This is a genomic window from Butyricicoccus faecihominis (assembly GCF_024462775.1).
Classification (GTDB): domain Bacteria; phylum Bacillota; class Clostridia; order Oscillospirales; family Butyricicoccaceae; genus Agathobaculum; species Agathobaculum faecihominis_A.
The window spans coordinates 144,164-167,815 of sequence record NZ_JANGCE010000001.1 but is presented as its reverse complement, the minus strand read 5'-3'; the positions used below and the strand labels follow the sequence as shown (position 1 = coordinate 167,815).

Below are 23,652 nucleotides of genomic sequence, written 5' to 3'. Positions count from 1 at the left end.
TTGTATGACTTGTTTTAGAGCCAAGCTTGCAGCACTTCCTGCAAGCGGCTCACTTCGATCGGCTTTGCGATATGATCGTTCATGCCGATATTGCGTGCCTTCGCCACGTCGACCGTAAAGGCATCCGCTGTGAGCGCGATGATCGGGATCGTTTTCGCATCCGGCCGGTCTAAGGCGCGGATCGCGGCCGTTGCATCGTAGCCGTTCATCACCGGCATTTGAATATCCATTAGGATCGCGCCGTATTTCCCCGGCCCGGCGGCCTGAAACGCTTCCAGCGCCTGCTTGCCGTCTTCCACCGCGTCGACACCAATCTGCTGCATATGCAGAAGTTCCACCGCGATCTCGCGGTTCAGCTCGTTATCTTCCGCCAGAAGCACGCGGCGCGCGGCGTAAGCCGCTGCTTTTTGCGCCTCCCGAACCGGTGGACCCGTTGTTTCTCCGCTCGGGAGCTGCGCGTCGCTGCACACCTCCAGCGGTACGGATACGGTGAAGGTAGTGCCCGCCCCCAGCGTGCTTTCCACCTCGATGGTGCCGTTCATCATCCGCACAAGGTTTTCCGTAATGGTCATACCAAGGCCTGTGCCTTGGTTCTTACTGATACGCGGATCCTCAGCCCGCCAAAACGGTTCAAATACCGAGGCAATGGATTCCGCCGGAATACCGATGCCGTTGTCACTGCAAACAAACTCATATTGCCGCTTTCCGGGCGCCGCGGAATACAATTCGCTGATGCGCAGGGTGATCGTTCCGTGTTCCGGCGTGTATTTGATCGCATTGGACAGCAGGTTCATTAGGATTTGCTGCAAGCGGTCTCCGTCCGCGATCACATGTTCATGACAGAGCTTTTCCGCTACGATGCGCAGTTGCTGCCGGTTCTCCCCCGCAAGCGGCTGACACATGTCCTCGATCCCTTGCAGCAGAACGTGCAAACAGACCGGTTCCAACAAAAGATCGATCTTTCCGCTTTCTATTTTGGATACATCCAAAACCTCGTTGATCAGACCCAGTAGGTGCCGGCTGGAGGTATCGATTTTGTCCAGACAGTCAAACACTTTTTCCGGCGAATCACGGTTGGCCCGCGCGATGGTGATCATGCCCATGATCGCGTTCATGGGCGTGCGGATATTATGGGACATGGCGGAAAGAAAATTGGTCTTGGCCGCGTTGGCCACCTTGGCCGCATGATAAGCGTCCTCCAGCACCTCGCGCTGCCGTTGCTGTTCATCCCGGTCCTTTGTGATATCGATGCCGACGCTGTAAAACGACTCGATTCCATCCCAGCTTTCTTCGCTGCTGACATAGCTATATGTCATGGTAAGAATTTTGATCGCGCCGTCTCGGGTGATGATCCGCCCTTCCGCGATCGTGTCCTCGCCGGTCTCCTTGGCGCTTTGCATGACTTTTGCCGCGCGTTCGATATCGTCCGGGTGCACATAGGTGCACTGATCGTGCAGTTCGTTATGGAACTGTTCTTCGGTGTAGCCGATCATCTGCAAGAATCCGCCGCCATACCAGAGGACCGTCCGCATATCTCGGGCGTCCACACGCGCAAAGCCGCCCGGAATGGTGCGGATAATCGCTTCACGCTCCCGTTCCTTCTTTTCCAGCGTATATTCCAAACTGAGGTCGTCGTGCGAAAGCTCCAGACGGGCCCGGTGGCCCTCCCAGTCGATGATGCGGTCCTTCAGGATGTAAGCATGACCCAAATGGGGATTATAATAATCCCATTCGTAAAATGAATCCTCGGAAAGCAAATGGTTGGTGCAGAACGGACAGGGCGAAGACCGGCCTTGGATCACTTCATAGCATTTTCGCCCCAACGTTTCTTCCAGCGACAGGCCTACTGTTTGGCAGGAGGCCTTGTTGAGATACAAAAGCTCATAAGTATCCATATCCGCCACGTAAGCGTTATCGGCATATTCATCCAGCATCCATTTGAAATATTGCGCCCGCTTCTTCCACAGGCGGCACGCTAGGAGCCGGCTGTCCGCGTCGGGTTGCGCCGAAGCTCCGGCGTTCTCCGGATTATGTTCCGTCTTTTGGTTTTCCATCGCTGTTTCTCCTTCATCCGATAGCCCGAGAGCAAGCATGTACTTTAATTTTCATTATATCGGATGAAGTCTGCAAATGCAATTGCTTATACAGGTATGTGAACACATTTTGATGAAGTTGATCGTTTGGATGAGCCGGATCACCTATCACAAAGAAAAACGGATCTGCATCAGCAGACCCGTTTTTCTTTGCGATTCTTATCAGCTTATATCATAGCGGACCGTTTGCATTTCATGCAAAACAGCCCAATCAACCTTGCACGGAACCCAGCCCGAAACTGACGGCGAGCGCCTCGTCGACGTGTCGCATAGCATTCTCGTCAAGCGAACCCATTTTTTCTCGCAGGCGTTTTTTATCCAACGTTCGGACCTGTTCGGCTAAAATAATCGAGTCTTTGGTCAGTCCGAAATTGGGCGCGCCGAGCGTGATATGCGTCGGCATTTTGGCTTTATTGACTTGCGAGGTAATAGCGGCGGCAATGACCGTCGGGCTATACCGATTGCCCACATTATTTTGGACAATAAGTACGGGACGGATACCACCTTGTTCGCTACCGACCACAGGGCTGAGGTCGGCATAGTAAATGTCTCCTCGTTTGATGCTGCTATCCACTTGGTTCACACTCCGATGAAATAGATTTGCACCGCATCTGCGGCTGCAAATCTATTTTCCCCGCGCGGCGGAAAGTTATACTAATCTCACATAAAAAGCACTATTTTTATGAGCCGCGCGAAAAACTGCGTCGGGAGAAATATTGTTCTCCCGTTTCATCTTATGGAAAGGCAGCGCCTTTTGTCAATCAAAAATATATCCGGGGCACGCGGCGGCTGATCGCGCACATCACTTCGTACGAAATAGTGCCCGCGGCTTCAGCGACGTCGTCCGCCGTCAGGCCCGATGGGCCAAAGATCACAGCCTCGTCCCCGCGGCTGACCGGCGCGCCATCCGGTACGCGCGCCATGCACATATCCATACAGATGCGGCCAAGCACCGGTGTAAGCTGGCCTGCGAGCAACACGTGCGCTTTACCCGAACCTGTGCGCAAATATCCGTCCGCATAGCCCATGGCGACGACCGCCATGCGGATTGCCTCCTCCGTTTCAAACGCGCGGCCGTAGCTGACCGACGTGTGCGCGGGGATGTCGCGCACCTGCACGACGCGGGCCTTGACCGTCATGGCGGGCCGCAGCTTGATCGGACGCGGCAGCGCCGGATCGGGCGAGTAGCCATATAGGATAATGCCCGCGCGCGTCATGGTACAGTGTGTTTCCGCGTACTGCTGAATCGCGCCGCTGTTGGCGCAGTGGCGCAGCGGCAGCTCCAAACCGTTTGCGGCAAGGGCCGCGCAAATTTCGTCAAAGCGTTCGTACTGCATGGCGGTATATGCCTGTCCATCCAGCGTATCGGCAACCGCAAAGTGCGTGAATATCCCCTCTGAACGAAGGCCGGGCAGCCGGCTTGCAGCCAGAACGGCCTTCACCGTCTCCTCTTTTTCCCACGCAGGAAACCCCAGACGCGTCATGCCTGTGTCCAGCTTATAATGTACGGTAGCTTCTTCCCCGGCGCTTACCGCGGCGCCGGAAAGCAATTCGGCGGTCTCGCGGTCGTACACGGAAGCGGTGATATGCTGCCGTACCACGGTATCCATATCGTTTTCGTCAATATAGCCCAAATTCAGGATTGGCGTTTCTATGCCGTTCTCCCGCAATTCGACCGCTTCCTGCACGGTCGCCACGGCAAAGTAAGGCGCGCCGCACGACGCAAGAAGCTGTGCGACGCGCACCGCGCCGTGGCCATAAGCATTCGCCTTTACCACGCACAGGACCGGCGATTTCGCCGCCGCGCAGATGGCTTTATAGTTTTCTTCAATGGCGCGCAGGTCGATCTCGGCCCACACGCGGTGTCGGTTTTTCTCCATTCCTCTTCATCCTCGATCTACGTCTTTTCCTGATACTCCATCACTTGAATTGTCAGCACACAGGTGTCGTCCGCATAAAGTTCGGCGCACACGGGCTGGCGGCCGTCCTCGGTCAGCCATACCTGCTTTACGATCTTGCCGTCCGCGCTGTCGCTTTCATATCGCAGCACCAGCAGGGTCTGTCCGGCCACCTCTTCGCTCCACTGCTCGGCGGGTACGTCGCTGCGCAAATCGGAAAGCAGGCAGAACAGACCGTCCGCCGGCGTCAGTCCGGTGCGCTGCGGCATGGCGTCGTCCAGAGCCGCGCCATCGTACTGAAGGGAAAATTGCGCGCTGTCCGTACCGGCAATGGTGCCCGAAATGCCGGAAAGAGATGCGGGCGCGGTCACGGTGAAGGAGTCGCTATCTTCTTTATTATAAACGTAGTCCAGCTCATATTCCAGTACTGATTGCCCTAAATTGGATAAAATTTTTATATGGGCGGTAAAGCCCGGTACTTCGCTAAAATGTGTACGCACGCTTTCATCGTTCGCAACCGCGCCGCCGCAGGCGGTTAGCAATAGAAAAAGTGCGAGCAACGGCAAAAGTTTCCTTTTCAGATCACCACTCCCTTGTATTATAGCGTTTCAGCAGGCGAGGCAGATAGTGCAGCATATCGCTTGGCGTCATACCGTATTCGCTCAGCTCATTGGCGGCCAGATCGCCCGCCTTGCCATGCAGAAAAGCGCCGGTGCAGGCTGCGTCTGCCGCACACAGCCCCTGCCCGCAGAGCGATACGATCATGCCGGCCAAAACATCACCGCTTCCCCCCTTAGCCATGCCCGGATTGCCCGAGGTGTTCTCAAACAGTTGTCCCTCCGGCGTGGCGACCCGTGTGCGATGCCCTTTATAAAGAAGGATACAGCGGTTGTCCACCGCAAAATGAGCGAGCGACGCCTCGTCCGGGTGTCTAATCCCACTGATGCGGGCAAACTCTCCCGCATGCGGCGTCAGTACCACCGGCCGCGCAGCCTGCCGTACTATATCCATATGTCCGTCAAGCGCATTTATGCCATCCGCATCCAATACGATTTGGCATAAAGTTTCGCGCAGCAGCGTACCGACGATTTTTGTCACGTTATCCGACCGGCCCAAACCGCAACCGATCAGCACCGCGTCCGCTTTACCGGCCAGTGATAATAGCTGCGGCAGCGCGTCTTGATGCAGACGGCCCTCGTCGTCCTCCGGCATCGGACATATGACCGGCTCGTGCAGCTTTGCCGCCAGCGCCTGCCAAGCAGCGCGCGGAGACGCCAGCGTCACCACCCCGCTTCCCATGCGGACCGCGCCCATAGCGGCAAAATAAGCGGCGCCGGAATACATAGCGCTGCCGCATATACAAAGAACGCGGCCATAATTGTTTTTATTGGAATCCGCCGCGCGGAGCGGCAGGACGGAATCTGCAAAATCCCAGTCAATAATCTGTTTCATAATTCTTTCCTCCTCGTCAAAGTATATCATAAGTCTCTGCCGTTTTGCATAATCGGTTTTCATTTCCGGACAAATAAACTGTTGAAAATACTATATTTATCAGCCCTCAAAATTTCGACACTATATTCAGCTTGACCGTTGTATGATAGACGAGTCCAAAAAACAACATATTGGGGGAATTACAAATCATGTACACAGTATCTATTTGCAACGATTGGTATGGCATTGCCGGAAACAACGTCTCGGCAGCGGATATCACGACCTCGCGCGAGGAGATCAGTGAGCTTTTGGAGCTGCTCAACCGCAACGAGGTATCCGAGATCCATTTCTTCGATGCGCTTGAAGATTGGTTTGGCCGGTGACCCACGTATGAAAAAAATATTCCCGGGCAAGCACAGAGACCTTGTCGGTCAGATTACCGATTCAAGGTCTCTGTGTTTTTTATGCCTTTTATCCGGTTACTCATGGCGCCCGGTATGAACTATCTTAAATGAGATTGTTTCCATATTATATTTCGACAGGATATTCGCCTTCGCTGTTGTATGATAGACGAGATCGAAAAAAACAACATATAGGGGGATTCACAAAACATGTACACAGTATCTATTTGCAACGATTGGTATGGCATTGCCGGAAACAACGTCTCGGCAGCGGATATCACGACCTCGCGAGAGGAGATCAGCGAACTTTTAGATCTGCTTAACCGCAATGAGGTATCCGAGATTCATTTCTTCGATGCAATCGAAGATTGGTTCGGCCGGTGACCCGCGCATGAAAAAACATACCCAAGCAAGCACAGCGACCTTGATCGGACAAGCAACCGGTTCAAGGTCTCTGTGTTTTTTTATGTCCTTTTGCACTGTCACCCGGCGGCGCGGGAGCATAGACTGGCGCAAAGGAGGTTTTCTCTATGGATCAATCGGCTTCGCTCGCGGTCATCGGCGGGGATGTGAGGCAGGCCTATCTGGCCGAGCTACTCCGCGCAGAAGGACACGAGGTTCGTGTATTCGCACTCGAACGCCATCCGATAAAGGACTGTACATTGATGACTGATCTGCACGCCGAGCTGCCGGGCGTACAGGCGGTAATCCTACCCATGCCCGTGCAGCACGGCGACGCACTGCTCAACGCGCCGCTCGCCAACGCGCCGCATCCCCTTGGCGACGTGCTGGACGCCATACCCGCAGGCACGCTGACGCTTGGCGGCGCGGTGCCTTTTTGGGTGCACGCCCGCGCCGTGCAGAACGAACTGCATTTGCTGGATTACTTATCCCGCGATGAGCTCGCGCTTTTAAACGCGGTCCCTACCGTGTTAGCGGTGTAGCCACTTCCCAAATCCGTCCGCAAAGCGTCAATTTCTTTTGTTTTTCTTATTATATCACACTTTTAGGCGTGTGTAAAATTTACATAAAATTGCATCCCCTGTTCTCAAACCACGTTTCTCTCCCCTTCCCATTCCCGCACCCTTCGGTAAAATGTGTTCGGCTTCATCCCGGTGCGCTTCATCGCTTCCGTTGCCGTGATGGCGCCGCGCCGCCAAAGCGCAACCGCCGCACTAAAATGCTCCGGCAGCGGCAGCGGCTTGCGGCCCGCATATTTGCCCTTTGTTTTCGCTATTGCGATTCCTTCCCGCTGCCGCTGCAAAATGTGCTCACGCTCCAGTTCGGCTACGGCGGCAAACACGGTCAGCATGAACTTCCCGGTCGGTGTGGTTGTGTCAATGGCTTCCTTCTTGGAAACGAACTCGACCCCCTTTCCGGTCAACTGCTCGACGAGGGACAGCAAATCCTTCGTATTGCGCGCAAAGCGGCTGATCGACTCGACGATCACCGTGTCACCCCGGCGGACGTAGACCATCATACGGCGCAGCTCAGGCCGCTCTACGCTCTTTCCGCTGGCCTTGTCGAGAAATACCTCGTCCACATTCAGCTCGCGCAGCAGCGCCTCCTGACGCGCCGTGTTCTGCTCCTCCGTGCTCACGCGGATGTATCCAATTCTCACAATATCCCTTCTTCCTCTGTCTTTTTTTCTGGGGCTATGGTATACTGATTGTAAGAAATACAAGGTGGTGAACCACATGTCATGCCGCTATACGATTGATGAAATACGGCAAATCGTTGCCCAACTCGCCAAACAATACGGAGCGCAGCGCGTCTATTTGTTTGGCTCCTATGCCCGCGGAGATTCGGATGAGAAAAGCGATATCGATCTGCGCATTGACAAAGGCGCTATCCGCGGCTTGGCGTTGGCCGGGCTTTTGGTCGATCTGGAAGATGCGCTTGGCGTTTCGGTTGATCTGATCCCAACGGACAGCCTCGACAGCCGCTTTCTCCACATGATTCACGACGATGAGGTGCTGTTATATGAAGCCTCTTGAACGCGACATCAACATACTAATGCACATTATCTGCTATTGCACGCAAATCGAGCAGACTGTTGAACGCTTCGGCAATGACTATGCTATCTTCAAAGCCGACCCAATCTACCGCAATGCTGTAGCGCTTTGCATTTTGCAGATTGGCGAGTTGGTTGGTAAGTTGAGCGAGGATTTCCGCTTACTGTATGCCGATGTGCCGTGGCGCCAAATCAAAGCGATGCGAAATATCGTTGCGCATAGCTATGGTACGGTGGATGCCGAAACCACGTGGGAAGTAATTCAAGAGGATATTCCAAAACTAAAAGCTTTTTGCCTTTCCGTTACTGCTTTATAAAAGTCTAGATATTGCAATAGAATCAGGCGCAATTTCCTACCATACAAAGAAAACGCTGCGAAAAACGCAGCGTTTTACATTTTGTGATGTTTGTCATATCATCCGTTTTCGTTAAGCCAGTCCTTTTCAATCGAAGCTTGCAATCGGCAAAACAGGGGCAGAAACACCTGCCGCGTTTTCTCGACTAGTTCTAACGCGGTTTGCTGGTTATATGCGTGCGACGCCTGATTACGCGCCTGTAAGGCTTCCAGCCATTCCGCTTCGTCATCGATCATACGCAGATGGTACGCTTCCTTGATGATTGCACGAGGAGAACCTGTGGCAGCCGTGTTAACACCTTCGCTTTCCATCACTTCCTTCATGGCCTTCCACGCCTGCTCAAAGCAGATCTGATAGAGCGAAACGAGACCGGTCAGCACCACATTGTCATAAGGCGGCTGATACTTGTCAATATCCTTCAGGTTGTTCAGCGCCTTGCAGAAATTTTCAAACTTTTTCATAAAGCGTAACGCCCTCTCTTTGAATGTTTTCCAGCAGAGCCGTATCAACCGGCACGTCCAGATTGACCACGTCATACTGTAAAAGCGTATCCGTTTCCTCGTCAACGTCCAGAGAAAAAGCCGCGATGTGTCCGCCACTCACCGCAAGGTCAATATCGCTGCGCTCCCGAAAATCTCCGCGTGCGCGAGAGCCAAACAGGATAACCCGGTTTAAACCATGCTGCTCCGCCAGCGAACGTATCTGTTCCAGCACAATATCACGAATGCCGGTTTTCTTATCCAATGCCGCTCCCGCCCCTCTTTTAGCTTATCCTTATTATAGCAAACGCTTTCCATACAGTAAAGTCGAATCCGCCGATAAACCCGCAACAACACAAATATTGCAATAGGGTCAGCTGGAATTCTGACATATGTCAAAATTCCGAAACCAACCCTATTGCCATACTTTTTGGCTGTGTCAGTTGGGTATAGCCTATTGACACGACTCATCGTCGTCCAGCAGCTCGCTCAAAAGCATACCGGCCGCCATCAGAATGGTTCCCCAGTCCATTTTCCCACCTCCTTTCCGTCAGTACGCATACAGCAGCTCTGCCGTCAGCTCATGCAGCAGCGCCGGATCGTATAGCAATTCCTCAATTTCCGATGCTGAACAGCCATAATCGAAAAGTGCCTGCACCTCGTCCGGACTGATGCCCAGTGACTTGGCGACATCGAACAAGCCGTCGATTTCAGCCATTTGCGTTTTTCCCAACCGATACGATTCGTAATACGGGCGGTACCGCCACCAATGTTCGTAGCTCTGCCGCGGCGTGAAGCTGCCCATTGTAACACGGCCCGTGCTGTCGATCCGCAAGATATCCCCCTCCTTCGGCTCTATAACCTCGCACGGTGGGCCAAGACGAAGCCGCTTTGCAGTTTTCCGCAGGATCTCTTCCGTGGAAGCGTACAGCAGAAAGCCCTTGTAACGATACAGCGTAAACGGATTATCACCTTTTACCACCCAGACCGTATTCTCCGGGTCCAACACCGTGAACACAAAAGAACCCTCGACTGTTTCCGCCATGCTTTTCAGGCTGGCGAAGTCGAGGGCGTTTTGCTTTTCTAGCAGCTGCACAGCAACGTAGCTGTCCGTCTGGATGTTGGTTTTCGGCAGGTTGGCCTGCAGATCCCGGTCGTTCCATAGGACGCCGTTGTGCGCCAGCGCAAAGGTTTTTCCATTCGCATTTCCTATAAACGGGTGGTTATTGTAATTGCATTTTTCGCTGCCTTGCGTGGTCATCCGGGTGTGTCCCATGACGACATGGACGCCGTTCGGAAGGCGCAGCTTCATCTGATGCGCTGCCAGCGGGCGCTTGTATATCCGCATCCGGCCGCCAAAGTTGTAAGCAATGCCGGTCGCATCCGTACCACGGCATTCACATTCGCGTGCAAGCGCGTTCAAAATGTGGTTCTTCTGCTTGGTTGACAACACGTTTTGATGGTCGATCAGGCCGAATAGACTGCACATTTAATCATCCTCCTCTGTATGTACCGGTTCGTTGACGTAGAGACAGCGCTCTTTCAAATAGGCGATCAGCTCCGGCTCCTTGATCCGGTTTAGGAAGTCGTACCAGCTCATGTCCTGCAAGCTCTCATCGGACAGCAAAACGGCCACATCGCAAAGGTGATTTACCAGTTGCAATGTGGCCAGAAGTGTATTCAGTTTGAGCGTGCCCCGAAAGATGCGGATCTCTATCGTCTCGCTGTTCGTCAGATTGACCGCCGTATACCGGCCCGCGTCGGAGTTTTTCGCGTGGACGATTTGTTCCTGTGGGCAGAGCTTCATGCCATAACGCGCCGCCCAGCGGTTGAGCTGACCCTGCGTTCTGCGGCTGAACCGCAGCAACTCGGGCCAAAATTTTTCGACGAAGTAGAGCAGCCGGGCAATCGCTTGTTCCTGCTGGTCGTAAGTACAGCCAAACGCCAGCCGTGAAATATGGATGTGCAGGCCGCAGGTCGTTGCCCGATGGCTTAAATATCCCAACGAGCGGGCCCTGTCCAGTATTTCGGACCAAGACATTTCATTTAAATGGTAATCAAGCGTCATCGGATGTGTCACAAGCTCCAGACCGTCGTCCAGACTGCCGTCCGATTTGATGTACAGGTTTTCCGCTTCGCCATTTGCGACCTTGAGCAGTTCTTCCGCCTTGCTGTTGCTTCGTCCCCCACCGTCGATCTCCAGCTCGACGCCAAAGTGGCGCAGACCTTTGCCGTGAAAGACAAGGTCAGGCACGTAATTGTATTCATGGATCACGCCGGAGTTTTCCAGCTCATCATAGCATTCCTCACAGAGCGCATCCTCGTTCCAATCCCGATAACGGACGCATTCATTCCTGATCACCCGCCCACAGTGATCACAGCGCGTGAAATACCGGTCATAGCATACCTGACAGAGCACGTGCCGCGCATCGCCCTGATCGTCGTCTCGATAGATACGGGTCCGGCACTCGTCGCACAGGAGCGTCATCGCTTCCGCACAACTCCGGCAAAGCTCATCCTCCCCCACCCGAAAGCGCTCCGATGCCGCGTTACGCTGCCCACAGCGGTCACAGATAAATGTGTTTTCCATATCGATTCCTCCAATAAAATAAAATGAACCCGGAGAAGGCGATTCTCCGGGTTCACTTTTATAATATATAGATGAAATCAGGACTTGTACAGCTTATATCTGCCCAAGCAGCCATCGCACATCAACGTTCAGAATCTCTGACAGTGCTTTCAGCTCAATATCTGACACCGGGCGCTTCTGTCCTTCGAGCAGCGAAAGCGCAGGCAGGCTAATGTCCACGCCGGCCACCTGCATGCGCGCGAGCAGGTCTTTCTGCAAAATCCCCTGCTCTGTTCGCGCCTGCGTGACCCGCGCGCCGACGATATTCCGATCTCCCAGCGCCAGCTTCCTCTTGTTCAACTCCATCACCTACCGGTATTTTTACCAGTATATCTAATTTTGGGGTTGATAATTTTGGTATTACCAATTATAATAAAAGAAGTAAATGATCAAATATCCGTCTTTCTGTTTATCGCGGTCGAATCACATCGCATTGGGAGGTTATTATGGGAAAAGCTGGCTTAGGGAAAAGCATTACTGTGCGCACGCGAAAAGAATTAACAGACGCCATCAAAGACAAATATGATCACATTACTGTGGAAGGGGATTTTGCTGTCAGTTTGAGAAAAGAACTTAATAAAAAGCTCACCGGCCGGAAAGCGGGGCGAATCGCTTCATGGCTTGGTGTCGCACTCAGTCTGATTGCTTGGCCCTGCATTTTGATTGGCATAGTCGGCCTTGCTGTCACAGAAGATGATTTGGAACCCTATACTATCTCCTGCGCAGAGACTACTATCACGCTTAAAAGGAGAAAATAGAAAAAATCAAAAGACATTGGGAGTAATGATATGAGCTTTGCAGATGAATTAAAAAAAGAACCGGAGTTGAAGAAAAAAGAGGACGAAGCGCTGTTAAATATGGAAAAGAGTCGAAGGTCTAACGCATGGAACAAAATGCTCGATGAATATTTGGAGTACATAAAAACATGTTGCAGAGAGCGCGCTCGTAATGAGTGTACACAATGCAAAATTGCTTTCGAATCTTTTGTTACTTACTGTGATCGAGAATACTCACAAGAAGACTGGTGGAAAACTGTACAGTATCGAATCAGGGATGATTTGTCAGAATGCGGGAAACAGATGATTTGTATGTCTTTGCAAGATGTAGAATCTGTTGAACAGTTTACGACCTCAAACTTGGAGAACGAAGGGCTTAGTGTCTGTTTTAAAAGACATGAATATCAAAAGAGACATAGCGAGTCACACTATGTGCCATATTCATCTGCAGCAACAAAGCTCTTGCTTCGCATGAGCATAAACTACATTACAGATGATAATGGTTACTATAAAACTGTATGGGTCGAAGACGAGATTAAATATACCTTTTTTGCACAAATTACTTGGTGAAGTCGTAGGATCGCTATGTAAACAGCAGTATATTCAAGTAAAGAGACAGACAGCAAAATCAAAAAGCGACTAAACAGTCCCGAGAGGATGAGGTTGCAGGAGTATGCCCGGAAGACAAAATTTTATATGATTACAAGCTCAGCTCATGAATAAAGTATCACCCTATTGTAGTGAATGAGGAGTTGTAAAATAATGAAAAAATCCTATTTAAAATGTTTGCTGATGGTCATCATGACCATTGCCCTGACGCTTTGCTCCGCAGGTGCTTTTTACTCAGATGTATCGTCGTCTTCGTGGTATTACGACACAGTAAAAGAAGCAACAGATGCAGGACTAATGAATGGTGACGGAGATGGTACTTTTCGCCCAGACGATTATGTCTCGCGAGCAGAAGCAGCTACTGTATTGTCGCGGTTACCCGTAACCGGGTGGAACTATTATGAAACCTATTTTGTCGATGTACCTGAAGGTGCTTGGTATAGCCAAACGGCATCTTCTTATGGAAATTTATTAGGAGGGAACTCTCGTATTGAAGATTCATCTCAACCTTTAGGGTATATGGCGCACTTTTATCCTGTTTCCAATGTCGAAAGAGAGGATTTTGCGGTAGGTCTCTATAATCTTTTTGATCTAAGCTCCATACGTTGGAGGGCTCACTTCGAAGATTTAAACCAAGTCACCAAAACTGATTCCTATGGTTATAATTATGAGCAAGCAGTTTGCGCCATGCGTAACTTATACATTATGGTGGGTTCCGGATCTGGTGATGGATATTTTAAGCCAAAGCAAGCACTTACTCGTGCCGAACTTGCACAAGTCTTATGCAATCTGAAAAATACGGATGAACCGCTCTTAATAGAAAAGATGAGCCGTCGTTGACTTTTAAACAACCCTTCTCCCGCGCTGCTTTCTCATTATTTATAAGAGGTATAAAGATGTAGCAGGAATCTTCAACGCGTTTCCTTGCATAAAATCACGAAGATATTCCAAGGTTATCCTCCACTCCCGGCCGACTTTCACGGCCGGGAGTTCTCTGTTTGTGATTATTTTCCTTACGATATATCAGTTTGGAAAGACCATTTTTCAGAATCCATTTGAAAACAGTCTTTACAGAAAATCTGCTCATCCGCCTCCCTTAATACGGCGTCCTGCGATTTGACCACAGCACCGCAACGGCGACAAGAGACATAAGATTCATCATAGCACTTTTCACAGAGCGTCTTATCGAAATCGCCATAATCTTCTTCTTCATGTATGCGAACACCGCACTCACCGCAGCAAACTGTGAACTCTTTCGCACAGATGGAGCATAACAAATCGTTGCCGCACCGTACCGCTCCATTATGCGCAAATCTTTCACCGCATTCAGCACATTTAAAGGTTTTCTTTATCATCGTTTTTTCTCCTGTCAGTTTATATTTATTAGCGTAAATTTCCTTGCATAAAATCACAAAGATATTCCAATGGGATCCTCCACTCCCGGCCGACTTTCACGGCCGGGAGTTCTCCGTTTGCAATCATCTTCCGCACCTGCTGGTGGGTGGTCTTGAGCAGATGGGCGACCTCCTTGACGGTCAATATCTCGCTCATGACCACGGGTTATTGCTCTGATCAGATGAACGCTGATCGTCCGGCTGATTGTCGTTTTTCTGCTCCTTATAGATAAAATTGTGTAGCTTGCGAACGAGAATTTTCCGAAATCCCCAGTTACCGTACTGATCTTCCTGCGGCTGAATATCATACTGATTGCAATAATGCTTCAACGCTGCCTTGTCCATCTCGAACAGACGGATGACCTCGTCGATCGTGTAAAAATCCTTCATGTAGTTATAATCAATGTACTTCATAGTGATTTGTCTCTCTTTAAAATAAATTAGGTTTTAGGAAAATAGCGGAGAAAGATCGAATGTACTTCACCCTATTTCACTACACCTTATTATAATGTTAGTAAATTCACTTTAAAAGCAGCTGGTTTTTACATGTTTTACGCTTGCAATCGACCTTTATCGACTATTTCCACTTCCAATATTCGAGTTCCATTTCGACTGCATGGTCTTCGACCGTTCGAAGGATCTCGGGAAGGCTGGGCATTCGCTTTGCAGCACAGCCTTTTCGCAGTGGAATCGGATTCAAGCCGAGCTTTGTAAACTTGACGAGGAGATCATCCGTCGTGATATTACGCGCACGCATCCATTTGAACGCGGCATCGACGGTTTGTTTGCGCTGCATTTGCCCCAGCAAAGTCTGCATTCTTTCTCGGCTCGACTGTTGAAACGCAGACTGCTGGATACGCGAAACGCCTTCTTCAAAGCTGCGATAGCAAAGATCAGGGTAGCATTTTCCCACCAGAGACAGGATGCGGCGCTTGCTCTCTCGTATCAGCAGCCAGAGTATCTCGAGCGGGTTCTCGTTTTGCAAATCTTTTTCCGTTTTTTTGATTTGACTGCGGTCATAGTGTACCTCAACGCGCAGAATGCCCTCCGGCAGATTTTCATAGGCGACAATCGCTCCGTTGTCGTTGAGCTGGTAGGTCTTATCATACACCACCAGCTCCTGCGAACCGCAGCACAGGCGGATATAGTGCTTGTTGTAACGGTTCGCTTTCTTCTTGTCCTGATGCCGGTATTGTTTGCGTTCGTACTTTTTAGGCGTAGCCGTTTTGCGCAGCAGGCGGATCAACTCGCGAAACACTTTACGGTTGGCACATCGGATGTTTGTACACAAATCTACGCGGGACAGGTAATAATCCCGGATATCGCATCCAATCGGCGTGCCCTCAAATAGTTTATGAAACGCACGCTCCAGCCGGTCAATGCTCTTTTTCTTAGGCGTCAGGATGCCGAGGTAATCACTGTTTGGATCGATCAGCCGTCTGGGGTTGATGATCATCCGCACATGATACAGCGTTGGCCCGCTTTTTGACTCGCGATGCTCCAACCGAAGACGTACACCGAACTTCGCATACCGAGTACAGACATGATCGTCCCCCAAGCTTTTATCCGGATAGATTTCGCCCTTGCACTGTCGATACAGCTCGTCTTTCGTTCGCTGCCACTCAAACGATGTCAGCTTTCTGGATAGCTCAAATGTATGGATGGAATATCCATCCGGTTCCAATGTGATCTTAACTGTTTTATGCTTGCATACTTTCTCACTCATCAAAAAAATCTCCTAACAAAATAGCTTTAATCTTTTGTTAAAAGACTTGTAAAAAAATACCCCCTAACTTCGTCTTAACATATCAATAATGATAGTTGAAACCATTAAGGGAGTGCTTTTTCGATATAGTTGTCGGTTATTCAATAGGGACTCTGCAAGCTTCAGGACGCTTTAATCGCTGCGTTCCATACCTTGCAGGCAGGGCGCGCAGGGTTCATTCCCCGCGCGCCAGTGTCTCTTCCATTTGAAATCCTGCAGACAAGCGAAGCCGGACGGCAATGTGGTCATCATATACCGCCACTCGGTCGACATAGGTATTCACGACCGCGCGGCAGCTTTCCAGCGTGCCCTGCTCCAGCATGGCTTTCGCCCGGTGGAACGCATCCGCGAGCCGCTGTCCCTCCAGCGCCTGTTCACGCCGATGAGATTCGATCTCACTTAGGGTATGCTCTATCTGTGCGCACTGCTGCTCCAGTTCATGTAGTTTACCGGTCAAAGCCGCGGACCCGGTCTGTGCAATTACGCCGACAATATTACCGATCTGACGGTTAATTTCTTTATGACGGTTTTGCAGCTGCTCGTATTCCTCCGCGTCCGCGCTACTCTGCTTACACAGGAATGCCGCGTATTCTTTCTCCAAACGCGGCAACAATTTGTCATCAAACAGCTGCTCCGACAGCACGCGAAGCACTGCCCGCTCGATATCCTCCTTGCGAATTTCTTTACTGTCGCAGTGAATCGCGTTGTTTTTTCTGCCACACCGATAGGATATATAACCGATATGCCCTGCATACGCCTTGCGCCTGTTACCCACATAAGCAGAGCCGCACTTGCCGCAGACAATTTTGCCTGTCAGTAAGTACGGCTCTTTTGCTTTGTACTGTGCACCTTTATGCTTACGGGTGTGAAATATATCCTGCACACACCGAAAGGTATTCTTGTCGATGATCTGCGGCACAGCGCCTTCCAAGCGAATAATCTCGCTCTCGTCTTTCTGCGCATGGCGATTGAACTTGCCGTCCACCGATTTTGCCGCTGATCAATTATAGGTATAAACACCAGTATATTTTTCATTTCGAAGGATCTCATGCAGCGAGTTTTTTCCGAAAGGCTGTCCGTGCTTGGTCGTATAGCCGCGGCTGTTTAGCTTGTCTCGCATTTTGGTATAACCGTGTCCTTCAAGAAACATTGAGAAGATCAGCCGCACGGCTTCCGCTTCCCGTTCGTTGATCACCAGCTTCCGTGTCAGTGGGTCAACGTCGTACCCGAGCGGCGGAATACCGCCTACGTGAATGCCCTTACGCGCGTTTTCCTTTTTGCCCTTCTCCACTTCACGCGCCAGATTTCGGGAATAATATTCGTTGAAGCCCTCAATCACGGATTCGAGGATCACGCTTTCGGGACTACCGTCTAAGTTTTCCAGCACCGAATGCAGAGCGACACCCGCCAGCCGGAGCTTGCGCTTATAAAACGCGCTGTCATACCGGTCGCGTGAAAAGCGATCGAGCTTGTGAACAACCACCACCTCAAATTGTCCTCGTTGCGCGTCGGCGATCATACGCTGAAATTCCGGACGCTGATCGGTCGTTGCAGATTTCGCACGGTCGATATAGCTGCCGCAGAGCAGCAGATGGTTCGCTTTCGTATAGGCCTCGATTGCATGCAACTGCGCGTCGATCGACTCTTCGCGCTGCATCTCTGAGCTGAAGCGGGCGTACGCGACGGCCCGCAACGATTTCTCCTTACGGGCTGCCATATTGTGCCCCTCCTTATATTCTGTTATGCGGTTTTCTCTGTCTCGTGGATTGCCTGTGCCTCAAACACTGTTTTGCACAAAAGCTCCCAATCCAGTTTGACCTGTGTCACGCTTTGCGTCAGTTCAATCTGTGCACACCGTTCCGTGCTTGTCATATGTTTCACCATCCTCAAAAGTATATTATATATTCGCGGACGCCGCGATTCCGTTTATCTCCTTGTTGGATGGTCTGTAAAAAGGTACACGATTTTGCTTGGCGTACACCACAATGGTCATTTTAGGGCTGTCGGAGAGGGGGAACGCTGATTATATACCGCAGCCGATATGCTGCATGATTGTCGTCCATAGCATGCGTTGTTCCCCAGCTAAACATATCGTTCTGCCTTAGTCCGGCAGTTATTTAGCGGATGTTTTCTCGTTTAGAACACCGTAACATTGGAACATTCCTAATTTTGAACTTTTTCGCAAAAAAGAGACCTGCCGAAGCAGGTCTCTTATCATCAGTTTTTCTCTTATTTGAACGGTTTCAGCAGCCGCTCCCGCAGGTCATCGGGCAGAAAATCCAGTTCATCTAAGATCAGAATAACGGAATCCTTCGTACGGTTATCATCCAGTGCGCGCGGAATACGCGCTTTCCTTGCTCCCTTTTTCTGCGGCGCAAAATATGTCGGAGCCGCATTGTTCTCGCAATATAGCAGAACCGCTTTCGCATCACAAGCACAGGGAGAGCATTGTTCGAACCATAACAGGAACTCTTCCCGAACAAAGAAAATCGCTGGTTTGCGCTCTTTCCTTTTCGATTCGAACCATCGCCGGTATCCATAGTACTGAAACTCCGGATTGTCTTCAGCGCATGACGGACAAATTGTTTTCTCTTCGCTTCGAGGGATGTACGGGACGCGCTTTTCATCCTCCATCATCTTGCACACCGTTTTGCGGAGTACCTCAAGATAATCCGCCTCGGAAATCTCCTTGCGCTCCTCCAATGGCACGTCTGTTTCCACCATCGGGCAGCAACCCAGCAAAACAAGATTGCGCCACAGCGGCTGGCATGTTTGCTTTAGATCATGCGGAGATACGGCACTCCCGTCGGGACAAACAAGTTTATCAAAGGCGCCTAAGATAAACACGACGAGCATATCAGCCGACAGCAAGCAAAGCTTCTGCCAGAAGCGATCACGTGAACTGACATTGGCGCGTTTTACACACGGCTCAAGTTCACGCCACATTGCCTTGATCTGATTCCGATACTTCCGGTGTTTTTTCTTGCCGTCCGTTGTAACGCGGCAGATGTCTTGAAGCCACTGTTCAAAGGCTCGCATAACCAACCGCATGGCTTTGGTTTTTTTCTTGCCAAGCGGGAACCCCACCTCGCTTAACTGCAGTGGTAGGATACCACTCCGTTCAACCTTTTGATTTTTCTTCGCAATAAGCAGAACAGACGCCCACGGGTTTACATCAAGGAACCGCTCCGCTTCTTTCTTTTTCAGCATACGCTGGTCAATGATCACAGCCGTGTCCCGATATTGCATGGGCAGACGAGTGTGCCTCATTTTGAAATAAGCCGAGGATTCCAAACAATCTCTATTATAGTCCTTCGGGAAGAAGGTCGGGCTTTCCGACCGGTCAGCGCCGGTGACAATAGGATTAGGGGCAAGCATACGCGCAAAGCGTTCCAACTCATCGCGCACAAAGCCGTCCTCATCCGCCTCGATGCGATAGACCGGCGCCCTATTTCGAGAAGACGAATGGGATTCCAGACCCAAATCCGCAACCATACGGGCAATATATCCGGCACTCAAACTGATCAGTATGGATCGCCAGTCTCCCTCTGTGGCTACAGGTGGTTCTGTCATGATACGGTAAAAGCGACGCTGGGTCTTACTGTCTAACTGCGGTTGAGGTGTCTCGGATTCGCCGGCAATATCCCCAAAGCCGCCGCTGCTGCAAGATGGACGAAACTGCTTCCACTTCCCACCATGCGCCTTGACATACTCTTTGGCCTCGCTCTTGGTCGAGAATCTCTTGGATTGCCCCTGTTTGCTTACCAAATACACCACGCCATTGTCATAACAAACCGCAGTGCATTTCCCCTGTCTGTTTGTGTTTTGCTCTTTCATTGTTTTCTCCTCCATTTGGTTTTATTATTTCAAATGGATTTTTCATCAAAAGCATAAAAATCCACAGAAATTTAAAAAAATGCATGCTCCGCCCTCAAAGAAACGAAATTGAATTCAAAATTTGTTTCAATTAAGATCGACATCAATAAAAAGCATCAATTTTCTAATTTCTGTGGTAAAAATTTTTCGACTTTTGTAAGCACTCATTTTAGATTCAACTTTAGGCTTTCGCTTCACTTCCTTTCTGTGCTGCCTTTAGCATAACGCTGCCGGTACATCTTGTCAAGAAAAAACACAATACCCCCGCAGTCTTACGACCGCGAGGGTTTGTTTGGCGGAGAAGGAGGTGTACCAGCGCACTTCGCCCGTTGTATCAACCAACATGCGATAGAACCCTGCAATATATGTGTACCCTGTTGTCAGGACTGATGGCTCCGCAGCAGTATTAAAAGTAGCCATATCGGATGGCAATGCTGAAGTTTGAAGCATAAAAGTCTTAGCTTGCTTTTTAGTTGCAATGGTAACTTTATTTGCATATGCGGGGCATAGCCCAACAATTGGTATTTCATGATGTTTCTCTGGTGCTGATAATTGATATGAAAAGTCTTCAGCATGATCTTTACCTTGGATGGTAACTGTGATACCGGTTTCATCATCAGTTTCAAATAGAGCAAGTGCACTTAATGGCGCTGTGTTATACGGATCTAGAACTATATACGCATCTTCCAGAGTGCTCTGTCCATTAGCTGCATAGGATGATAGGAGATATTGTTCTATCTCTGATTGCCGCTCGACAATATTGGGCGAAATGGGTATCTTAGCATCTCCTAACTTATACGGTTCAGATTTCACCAAATCGCTGGAAGCTATCCATCCTTGTGCATAGTCTTTCATGTAATGCTCTGGAATTTTAAAACATATCGTTCCCCTTTGTGAAATCAGTAGTTCTGCATCATACGGGAATATTTCATACCCATGGTCAGTAAGAAATGAATCATTTATTTCATGTGTAAAACTATCCCCATTTATTTGAATGTAGGAACCATTCCTGTTGGTTGGTCGTACGAGCGCCAGAGAAGAGTCGTATCATTGTGCACTATCCAAGTGGAATACGGAGCCAAATCAACAGCTTATTCCTTTAAATGACTAATCCCACACAAATGCTTATAAAACATACTCATCATCAAATGGTCGAAAATCATATGTACGTCCTCGGAAACCTGCATACTGTTCACCGGCACATGCAGCGAGATATCGCTTAATTTCTTAAGCTTACCTCCGTCATACCCTGTAATTCCAATAATCTTGTTCCCGCAGGATTTTGCATACTCCACCGCGTTAATTACATTTTTCGAGTTGCCGCTGCCTGAAATGGCAATCACCAAATCTCCCGGCTCAATGCGGTCTGTCAACTGATAGCGGAATACCTCTTCAAAGCCCATATCGTTTGCTACCGCCATCAGCGTAGCCACATTGTCATTCAGGCAGCGAAAACGAAACTTTGTCTTTAAAGGCTCGGATACGCCCTTATTAAAATCATTTTCAAAGTGAGACGCCGTAGACGAACTGCCACCGTTTCCAAAAATATATACCCAATGGTGACCATGGTATGCTTCCAGCAGTAGATTCAGCGCATCGTTAATAGCATTGATGTCTAAGCGCTGCAACGTATCAATTTCGCAGTCCAGATATTCCTGTATATCCTGTTTAAAATCCATCCCTATTCTCCTATAATCTGTTCGACTGCCGCAAACAGGTCACGGCAAATCAAGTCGGGTTTGTCCTCATATTTCTTATCCTTGCCAGCGTCCCCAGTCAAAACCAACGCGGTTTTCGTGCCGGCATTCTTTCCTGTACAGATATCAACTGTTGTGTCGCCGATAAACCAGCTTTCTGCCAAATCGATATGATATCGCTCTGCACAGTCCTCAATCATACCAATATCCGGCTTGCGGCAGTGGCAAAAAATCTTATATTCTGGGTTCTCCTCCGGGTATCCTTTATCCGGATGGTGCGGACAGTAATAAACATCATCCAGAAAAACACCCTGCTGTCCCAACAGCGTTTTCATCTTATTATGAATCCGTTCCACATCATCGATAGTGCAGAGACCACGTGCAACGACAGGCTGATTTGTAATGACTATTGCCAGATAGCCAGAATGATTGATTTTGCGTATTGCCTCTACCGCGCAGTCTTCCAGTACAAACTGTTCCTCCGTATACACCAGACCATTTTTCCGGTTGATTGTACCATCCCGATCAAGAAATATAGCTCGCTGTGGTCGGCGCAAATTGCGTGCCGAAATGAATCCGCTGGACAACTCCTTTGCCGCGTTCTCAATTCGCTCCACCGTGCCGACGTCCTTGATGTACTCCGGCGAATGATAGGCAAAAATAGACTCTCCTGCCGCCGCCATATCAGCCAGCAGCGTCTTTTCCAAATCGGTTTTAATCGGCTGTGACACACGCTCACAAATAGAAGACTCGAATAGATAAAAGCCGGCGTTCACACAGTTGTCATACCAATAGTTGCGTATGTTATGTTTGGAATCAAAGCTACCAATGCGGCCCTTCTTATCCGCAATCACCAAATCAGAATCAAACGGATGTGCATTCGGATGTACAAAAAGTGTTGCAAGGGCCTTTTTTTCCTTATGAAAGCGCATCATGCGCTCCATATCAATATCAAAAAGCACATCTCCAAAGACTAGAAAAAACGTATCCTCATTCAGCAGTGGCCTTAAATAATAAAAAGCTCCCGCCGTCCCCAACGGCTGCTTTTCTTCTATATATCGAATGCGAACACCAAAGGACGAACCATCACCAAAATAGTCGGTAATCTTATCACCTAGATGTCCGATAATCATGATGACATCCAAAACGCCGTTTTCTTTAAGCCTCTCAATTTGCCAATGCAAAATAGGTTTTCCGCAGACCAGCGCCATTGGTTTCGGTATCTCGTCCTTTGTAATCGATACCAAACGTGTTCCCTTACCGCCCGCCATAATCACAGCCTGCATGCTTATATCACCTGCTCAACCGTATGTGCAACTGTCTCATCTGAGGTATAGGTCGCGCGCCAGCCGGCCGTATGAATCTTGCTTAAATCGTAAGCAAATACCGGAACGTCACCCTTCCAGCCGCCGCGGCCGCCAGTGTATTCAAACGGGATACCGGAAAGCCCCATTTTTTCGCATACAATTTCAGCAATCCGCGTAACCGAGGTTTGCGTTTCCACGCCAATGTTGTACAGCGTAACTCCCTTGGGGACGTCTTTGAAGCGCATGATTCCATTAACCAAATCAAATACATGCATATAAGGTTTAGACTGGGTGCCATCTCCCAGGATTCGCAGATGAGACGGATCGTCCTTCAATCGTTTCACAAAATCGAAAATAACACCATGCGTCAGCCGAGGGCCAATCACATTGGGGAAGCGGAATACGAGCACGCTCATGTCGTTCATATAGCTGTAAGCCGAGATGAGTCCTTCCGAGCCAAGCTTTGCCGCGCCATAGTATGAAATTGGCTCCAGCGGCGTCGTTGCTTCGCCAACCTCTGTCCCCATTTTCTCTCCATACACCGCTGATGTGGATGCAAAAAACAACTTTTTTACGTTGTTACGCCGCATGCATTCCACAATATTGAACGTCGTGCTGTAGGTATTTTGGTATTCGATAATGGGGTTGTTAGCACTTGCCTGAATATCAGAATTTGCCGTCAGGTGAAAGACATATTCAATGGTTTCCTTTTCAAAAATGCGGTTTACCGCTTCCAAATCGCAAAGATCCTGCTCATAAAAAGTAAACCGCTCATTCCCGGTGAGATGCACGATATTCTGCTTCGTTCCGATAAAGAAATTATCGACGCATACCACATCATGCCCTTCTTCCAAAAGCGCATCAATTAAATGGCTGCCAATGAACCCGGCTCCGCCTGCCACCAAAACTTTCATGCAAATTCCTCCC

At 49.8% G+C, this 23,652-nt stretch carries 31 protein-coding genes; 8 read left to right on the top strand and 23 right to left on the bottom strand.

Annotated features, from left to right (window positions below; all coding sequences use genetic code 11):
- Positions 1-14: 14 nt before the first annotated feature.
- From NE562_RS00870 to NE562_RS00850, 5 genes are all read right to left on the bottom strand, one after another.
- Positions 15-2,054, bottom strand: a complete 2,040-nt coding sequence (locus NE562_RS00870; RefSeq protein WP_280960496.1) for a hybrid sensor histidine kinase/response regulator — start codon at positions 2,052-2,054, stop codon at positions 15-17.
- Positions 2,055-2,304: 250 nt separating this feature from the next.
- A complete protein-coding gene (locus tag NE562_RS00865) occupies positions 2,305-2,667 on the bottom strand; it encodes a type II toxin-antitoxin system PemK/MazF family toxin (RefSeq protein WP_280960495.1) in 363 nt (120 codons plus the stop codon).
- Between the two features lie 187 nt (positions 2,668-2,854).
- The gene (gene alr, locus NE562_RS00860) at positions 2,855-3,973 is read right to left on the bottom strand and encodes an alanine racemase (protein WP_280960494.1); all 1,119 of its coding nucleotides are present in this window, start codon (positions 3,971-3,973) and stop codon (positions 2,855-2,857) included.
- Positions 3,974-3,990: 17 nt separating this feature from the next.
- Positions 3,991-4,557, bottom strand: coding sequence for a hypothetical protein (locus tag NE562_RS00855; protein WP_280960493.1), 567 nt, complete (start codon positions 4,555-4,557; stop codon positions 3,991-3,993).
- Positions 4,558-4,573: 16 nt separating this feature from the next.
- Positions 4,574-5,443 (bottom strand): NAD(P)H-hydrate dehydratase, encoded by an 870-nt coding sequence (locus NE562_RS00850; protein WP_280960492.1) that lies wholly within the window; start codon positions 5,441-5,443, stop codon positions 4,574-4,576.
- Between the two features lie 188 nt (positions 5,444-5,631).
- Between NE562_RS00850 and NE562_RS00845 the strand changes: the two genes are divergently transcribed.
- From NE562_RS00845 to NE562_RS00835, 3 genes are all read left to right on the top strand, one after another.
- A complete protein-coding gene (locus NE562_RS00845) occupies positions 5,632-5,805 on the top strand; it encodes a DUF6514 family protein (RefSeq protein WP_280960491.1) in 174 nt (57 codons plus the stop codon).
- 228 nt (positions 5,806-6,033) lie between these two features.
- Positions 6,034-6,207, top strand: coding sequence for a DUF6514 family protein (locus tag NE562_RS00840; RefSeq protein ID WP_280960490.1), 174 nt, complete (start codon positions 6,034-6,036; stop codon positions 6,205-6,207).
- A gap of 146 nt (positions 6,208-6,353) precedes the next feature.
- Positions 6,354-6,767: a dipicolinate synthase subunit A N-terminal domain-containing protein gene (locus NE562_RS00835; RefSeq protein ID WP_280960489.1), complete on the top strand. Its 414-nt coding sequence runs from the start codon at positions 6,354-6,356 to the stop codon at positions 6,765-6,767.
- 104 nt (positions 6,768-6,871) lie between these two features.
- Here NE562_RS00835 and NE562_RS00830 read toward each other — a convergent pair whose 3' ends face one another.
- The gene (locus tag NE562_RS00830; protein WP_280960488.1) at positions 6,872-7,444 is read right to left on the bottom strand and encodes a recombinase family protein; all 573 of its coding nucleotides are present in this window, start codon (positions 7,442-7,444) and stop codon (positions 6,872-6,874) included.
- 76 nt (positions 7,445-7,520) lie between these two features.
- Here NE562_RS00830 and NE562_RS00825 point away from each other — a divergent pair, with 76 nt between their 5' ends.
- A complete protein-coding gene (locus tag NE562_RS00825) occupies positions 7,521-7,820 on the top strand; it encodes a nucleotidyltransferase family protein (protein WP_280960487.1) in 300 nt (99 codons plus the stop codon).
- Positions 7,807-8,154, top strand: coding sequence for a DUF86 domain-containing protein (locus NE562_RS00820; protein WP_280960486.1), 348 nt, complete (start codon positions 7,807-7,809; stop codon positions 8,152-8,154). The genes NE562_RS00825 and NE562_RS00820 overlap by 14 nt, the downstream gene beginning before the upstream one ends.
- 98 nt (positions 8,155-8,252) lie before the next feature.
- Here NE562_RS00820 and NE562_RS00815 read toward each other — a convergent pair whose 3' ends face one another.
- From NE562_RS00815 to NE562_RS00795, 5 genes are all read right to left on the bottom strand, one after another.
- Positions 8,253-8,654 (bottom strand): nucleotidyltransferase substrate binding protein, encoded by a 402-nt coding sequence (locus NE562_RS00815; RefSeq protein WP_280960485.1) that lies wholly within the window; start codon positions 8,652-8,654, stop codon positions 8,253-8,255.
- Entirely contained in the window at positions 8,641-8,937 is a 297-nt protein-coding gene (locus tag NE562_RS00810) for a nucleotidyltransferase family protein (RefSeq protein WP_280960484.1), read from the bottom strand. Before NE562_RS00810 ends, NE562_RS00815 begins: the two co-directional genes overlap by 14 nt.
- 285 nt (positions 8,938-9,222) lie before the next feature.
- A complete protein-coding gene (locus NE562_RS00805) occupies positions 9,223-10,161 on the bottom strand; it encodes a class II glutamine amidotransferase (RefSeq protein ID WP_280960483.1) in 939 nt (312 codons plus the stop codon).
- A complete protein-coding gene (locus NE562_RS00800) occupies positions 10,162-11,262 on the bottom strand; it encodes an amidoligase family protein (RefSeq protein WP_280960482.1) in 1,101 nt (366 codons plus the stop codon).
- Between the two features lie 93 nt (positions 11,263-11,355).
- Positions 11,356-11,607, bottom strand: a complete 252-nt coding sequence (locus NE562_RS00795) for an XRE family transcriptional regulator (protein ID WP_280960346.1) — start codon at positions 11,605-11,607, stop codon at positions 11,356-11,358.
- A gap of 140 nt (positions 11,608-11,747) precedes the next feature.
- Here NE562_RS00795 and NE562_RS00790 point away from each other — a divergent pair, with 140 nt between their 5' ends.
- From NE562_RS00790 to NE562_RS00780, 3 genes are all read left to right on the top strand, one after another.
- Positions 11,748-12,059, top strand: coding sequence for a hypothetical protein (locus NE562_RS00790; protein ID WP_280960481.1), 312 nt, complete (start codon positions 11,748-11,750; stop codon positions 12,057-12,059).
- A 30-nt stretch (positions 12,060-12,089) separates the two neighbouring features.
- Complete coding sequence (locus tag NE562_RS00785) at positions 12,090-12,647, top strand: hypothetical protein (RefSeq protein ID WP_280960480.1); 558 nt, start codon at positions 12,090-12,092, stop codon at positions 12,645-12,647.
- 192 nt (positions 12,648-12,839) lie between these two features.
- Complete coding sequence (locus NE562_RS00780; protein ID WP_280960479.1) at positions 12,840-13,526, top strand: S-layer homology domain-containing protein; 687 nt, start codon at positions 12,840-12,842, stop codon at positions 13,524-13,526.
- Positions 13,527-13,699: 173 nt separating this feature from the next.
- On the opposite strand, the gene NE562_RS00775 is transcribed toward NE562_RS00780, so the two are convergent.
- From NE562_RS00775 to NE562_RS00720, 12 genes are all read right to left on the bottom strand, one after another.
- A complete protein-coding gene (locus NE562_RS00775) occupies positions 13,700-14,041 on the bottom strand; it encodes a hypothetical protein (RefSeq protein WP_280960478.1) in 342 nt (113 codons plus the stop codon).
- A 28-nt stretch (positions 14,042-14,069) separates the two neighbouring features.
- Positions 14,070-14,237 (bottom strand): helix-turn-helix domain-containing protein, encoded by a 168-nt coding sequence (locus tag NE562_RS00770; RefSeq protein WP_280960477.1) that lies wholly within the window; start codon positions 14,235-14,237, stop codon positions 14,070-14,072.
- Positions 14,234-14,494, bottom strand: coding sequence for a hypothetical protein (locus tag NE562_RS00765; RefSeq protein ID WP_280960476.1), 261 nt, complete (start codon positions 14,492-14,494; stop codon positions 14,234-14,236). Before NE562_RS00765 ends, NE562_RS00770 begins: the two co-directional genes overlap by 4 nt.
- Before the next feature lie 163 nt (positions 14,495-14,657).
- Complete coding sequence (locus NE562_RS00760; protein ID WP_280960475.1) at positions 14,658-15,806, bottom strand: hypothetical protein; 1,149 nt, start codon at positions 15,804-15,806, stop codon at positions 14,658-14,660.
- 214 nt (positions 15,807-16,020) lie between these two features.
- A complete protein-coding gene (locus NE562_RS00755) occupies positions 16,021-16,830 on the bottom strand; it encodes a zinc ribbon domain-containing protein (RefSeq protein ID WP_280960474.1) in 810 nt (269 codons plus the stop codon).
- Between the two features lie 15 nt (positions 16,831-16,845).
- Positions 16,846-17,562 (bottom strand): recombinase family protein, encoded by a 717-nt coding sequence (locus tag NE562_RS00750; RefSeq protein WP_280960473.1) that lies wholly within the window; start codon positions 17,560-17,562, stop codon positions 16,846-16,848.
- 23 nt (positions 17,563-17,585) lie between these two features.
- Positions 17,586-17,717 (bottom strand): hypothetical protein, encoded by a 132-nt coding sequence (locus NE562_RS00745; protein WP_280960472.1) that lies wholly within the window; start codon positions 17,715-17,717, stop codon positions 17,586-17,588.
- 357 nt (positions 17,718-18,074) lie between these two features.
- Positions 18,075-19,682 (bottom strand): hypothetical protein, encoded by a 1,608-nt coding sequence (locus NE562_RS00740; protein ID WP_280960471.1) that lies wholly within the window; start codon positions 19,680-19,682, stop codon positions 18,075-18,077.
- A gap of 282 nt (positions 19,683-19,964) precedes the next feature.
- Positions 19,965-20,576, bottom strand: a complete 612-nt coding sequence (locus NE562_RS00735) for an aryl-sulfate sulfotransferase N-terminal domain-containing protein (protein ID WP_280960470.1) — start codon at positions 20,574-20,576, stop codon at positions 19,965-19,967.
- Between the two features lie 236 nt (positions 20,577-20,812).
- On the bottom strand, positions 20,813-21,400 hold the full coding sequence (locus NE562_RS00730; protein WP_280960469.1) for a D-sedoheptulose-7-phosphate isomerase: 588 nt from the start codon (positions 21,398-21,400) through the stop codon (positions 20,813-20,815).
- 2 nt (positions 21,401-21,402) lie between these two features.
- Complete coding sequence (locus tag NE562_RS00725) at positions 21,403-22,704, bottom strand: HAD-IIIA family hydrolase (protein ID WP_280960468.1); 1,302 nt, start codon at positions 22,702-22,704, stop codon at positions 21,403-21,405.
- 2 nt (positions 22,705-22,706) lie between these two features.
- Complete coding sequence (locus tag NE562_RS00720; RefSeq protein WP_280960467.1) at positions 22,707-23,639, bottom strand: NAD-dependent epimerase/dehydratase family protein; 933 nt, start codon at positions 23,637-23,639, stop codon at positions 22,707-22,709.
- Between the last annotated feature and the right edge of the window lie 13 nt (positions 23,640-23,652).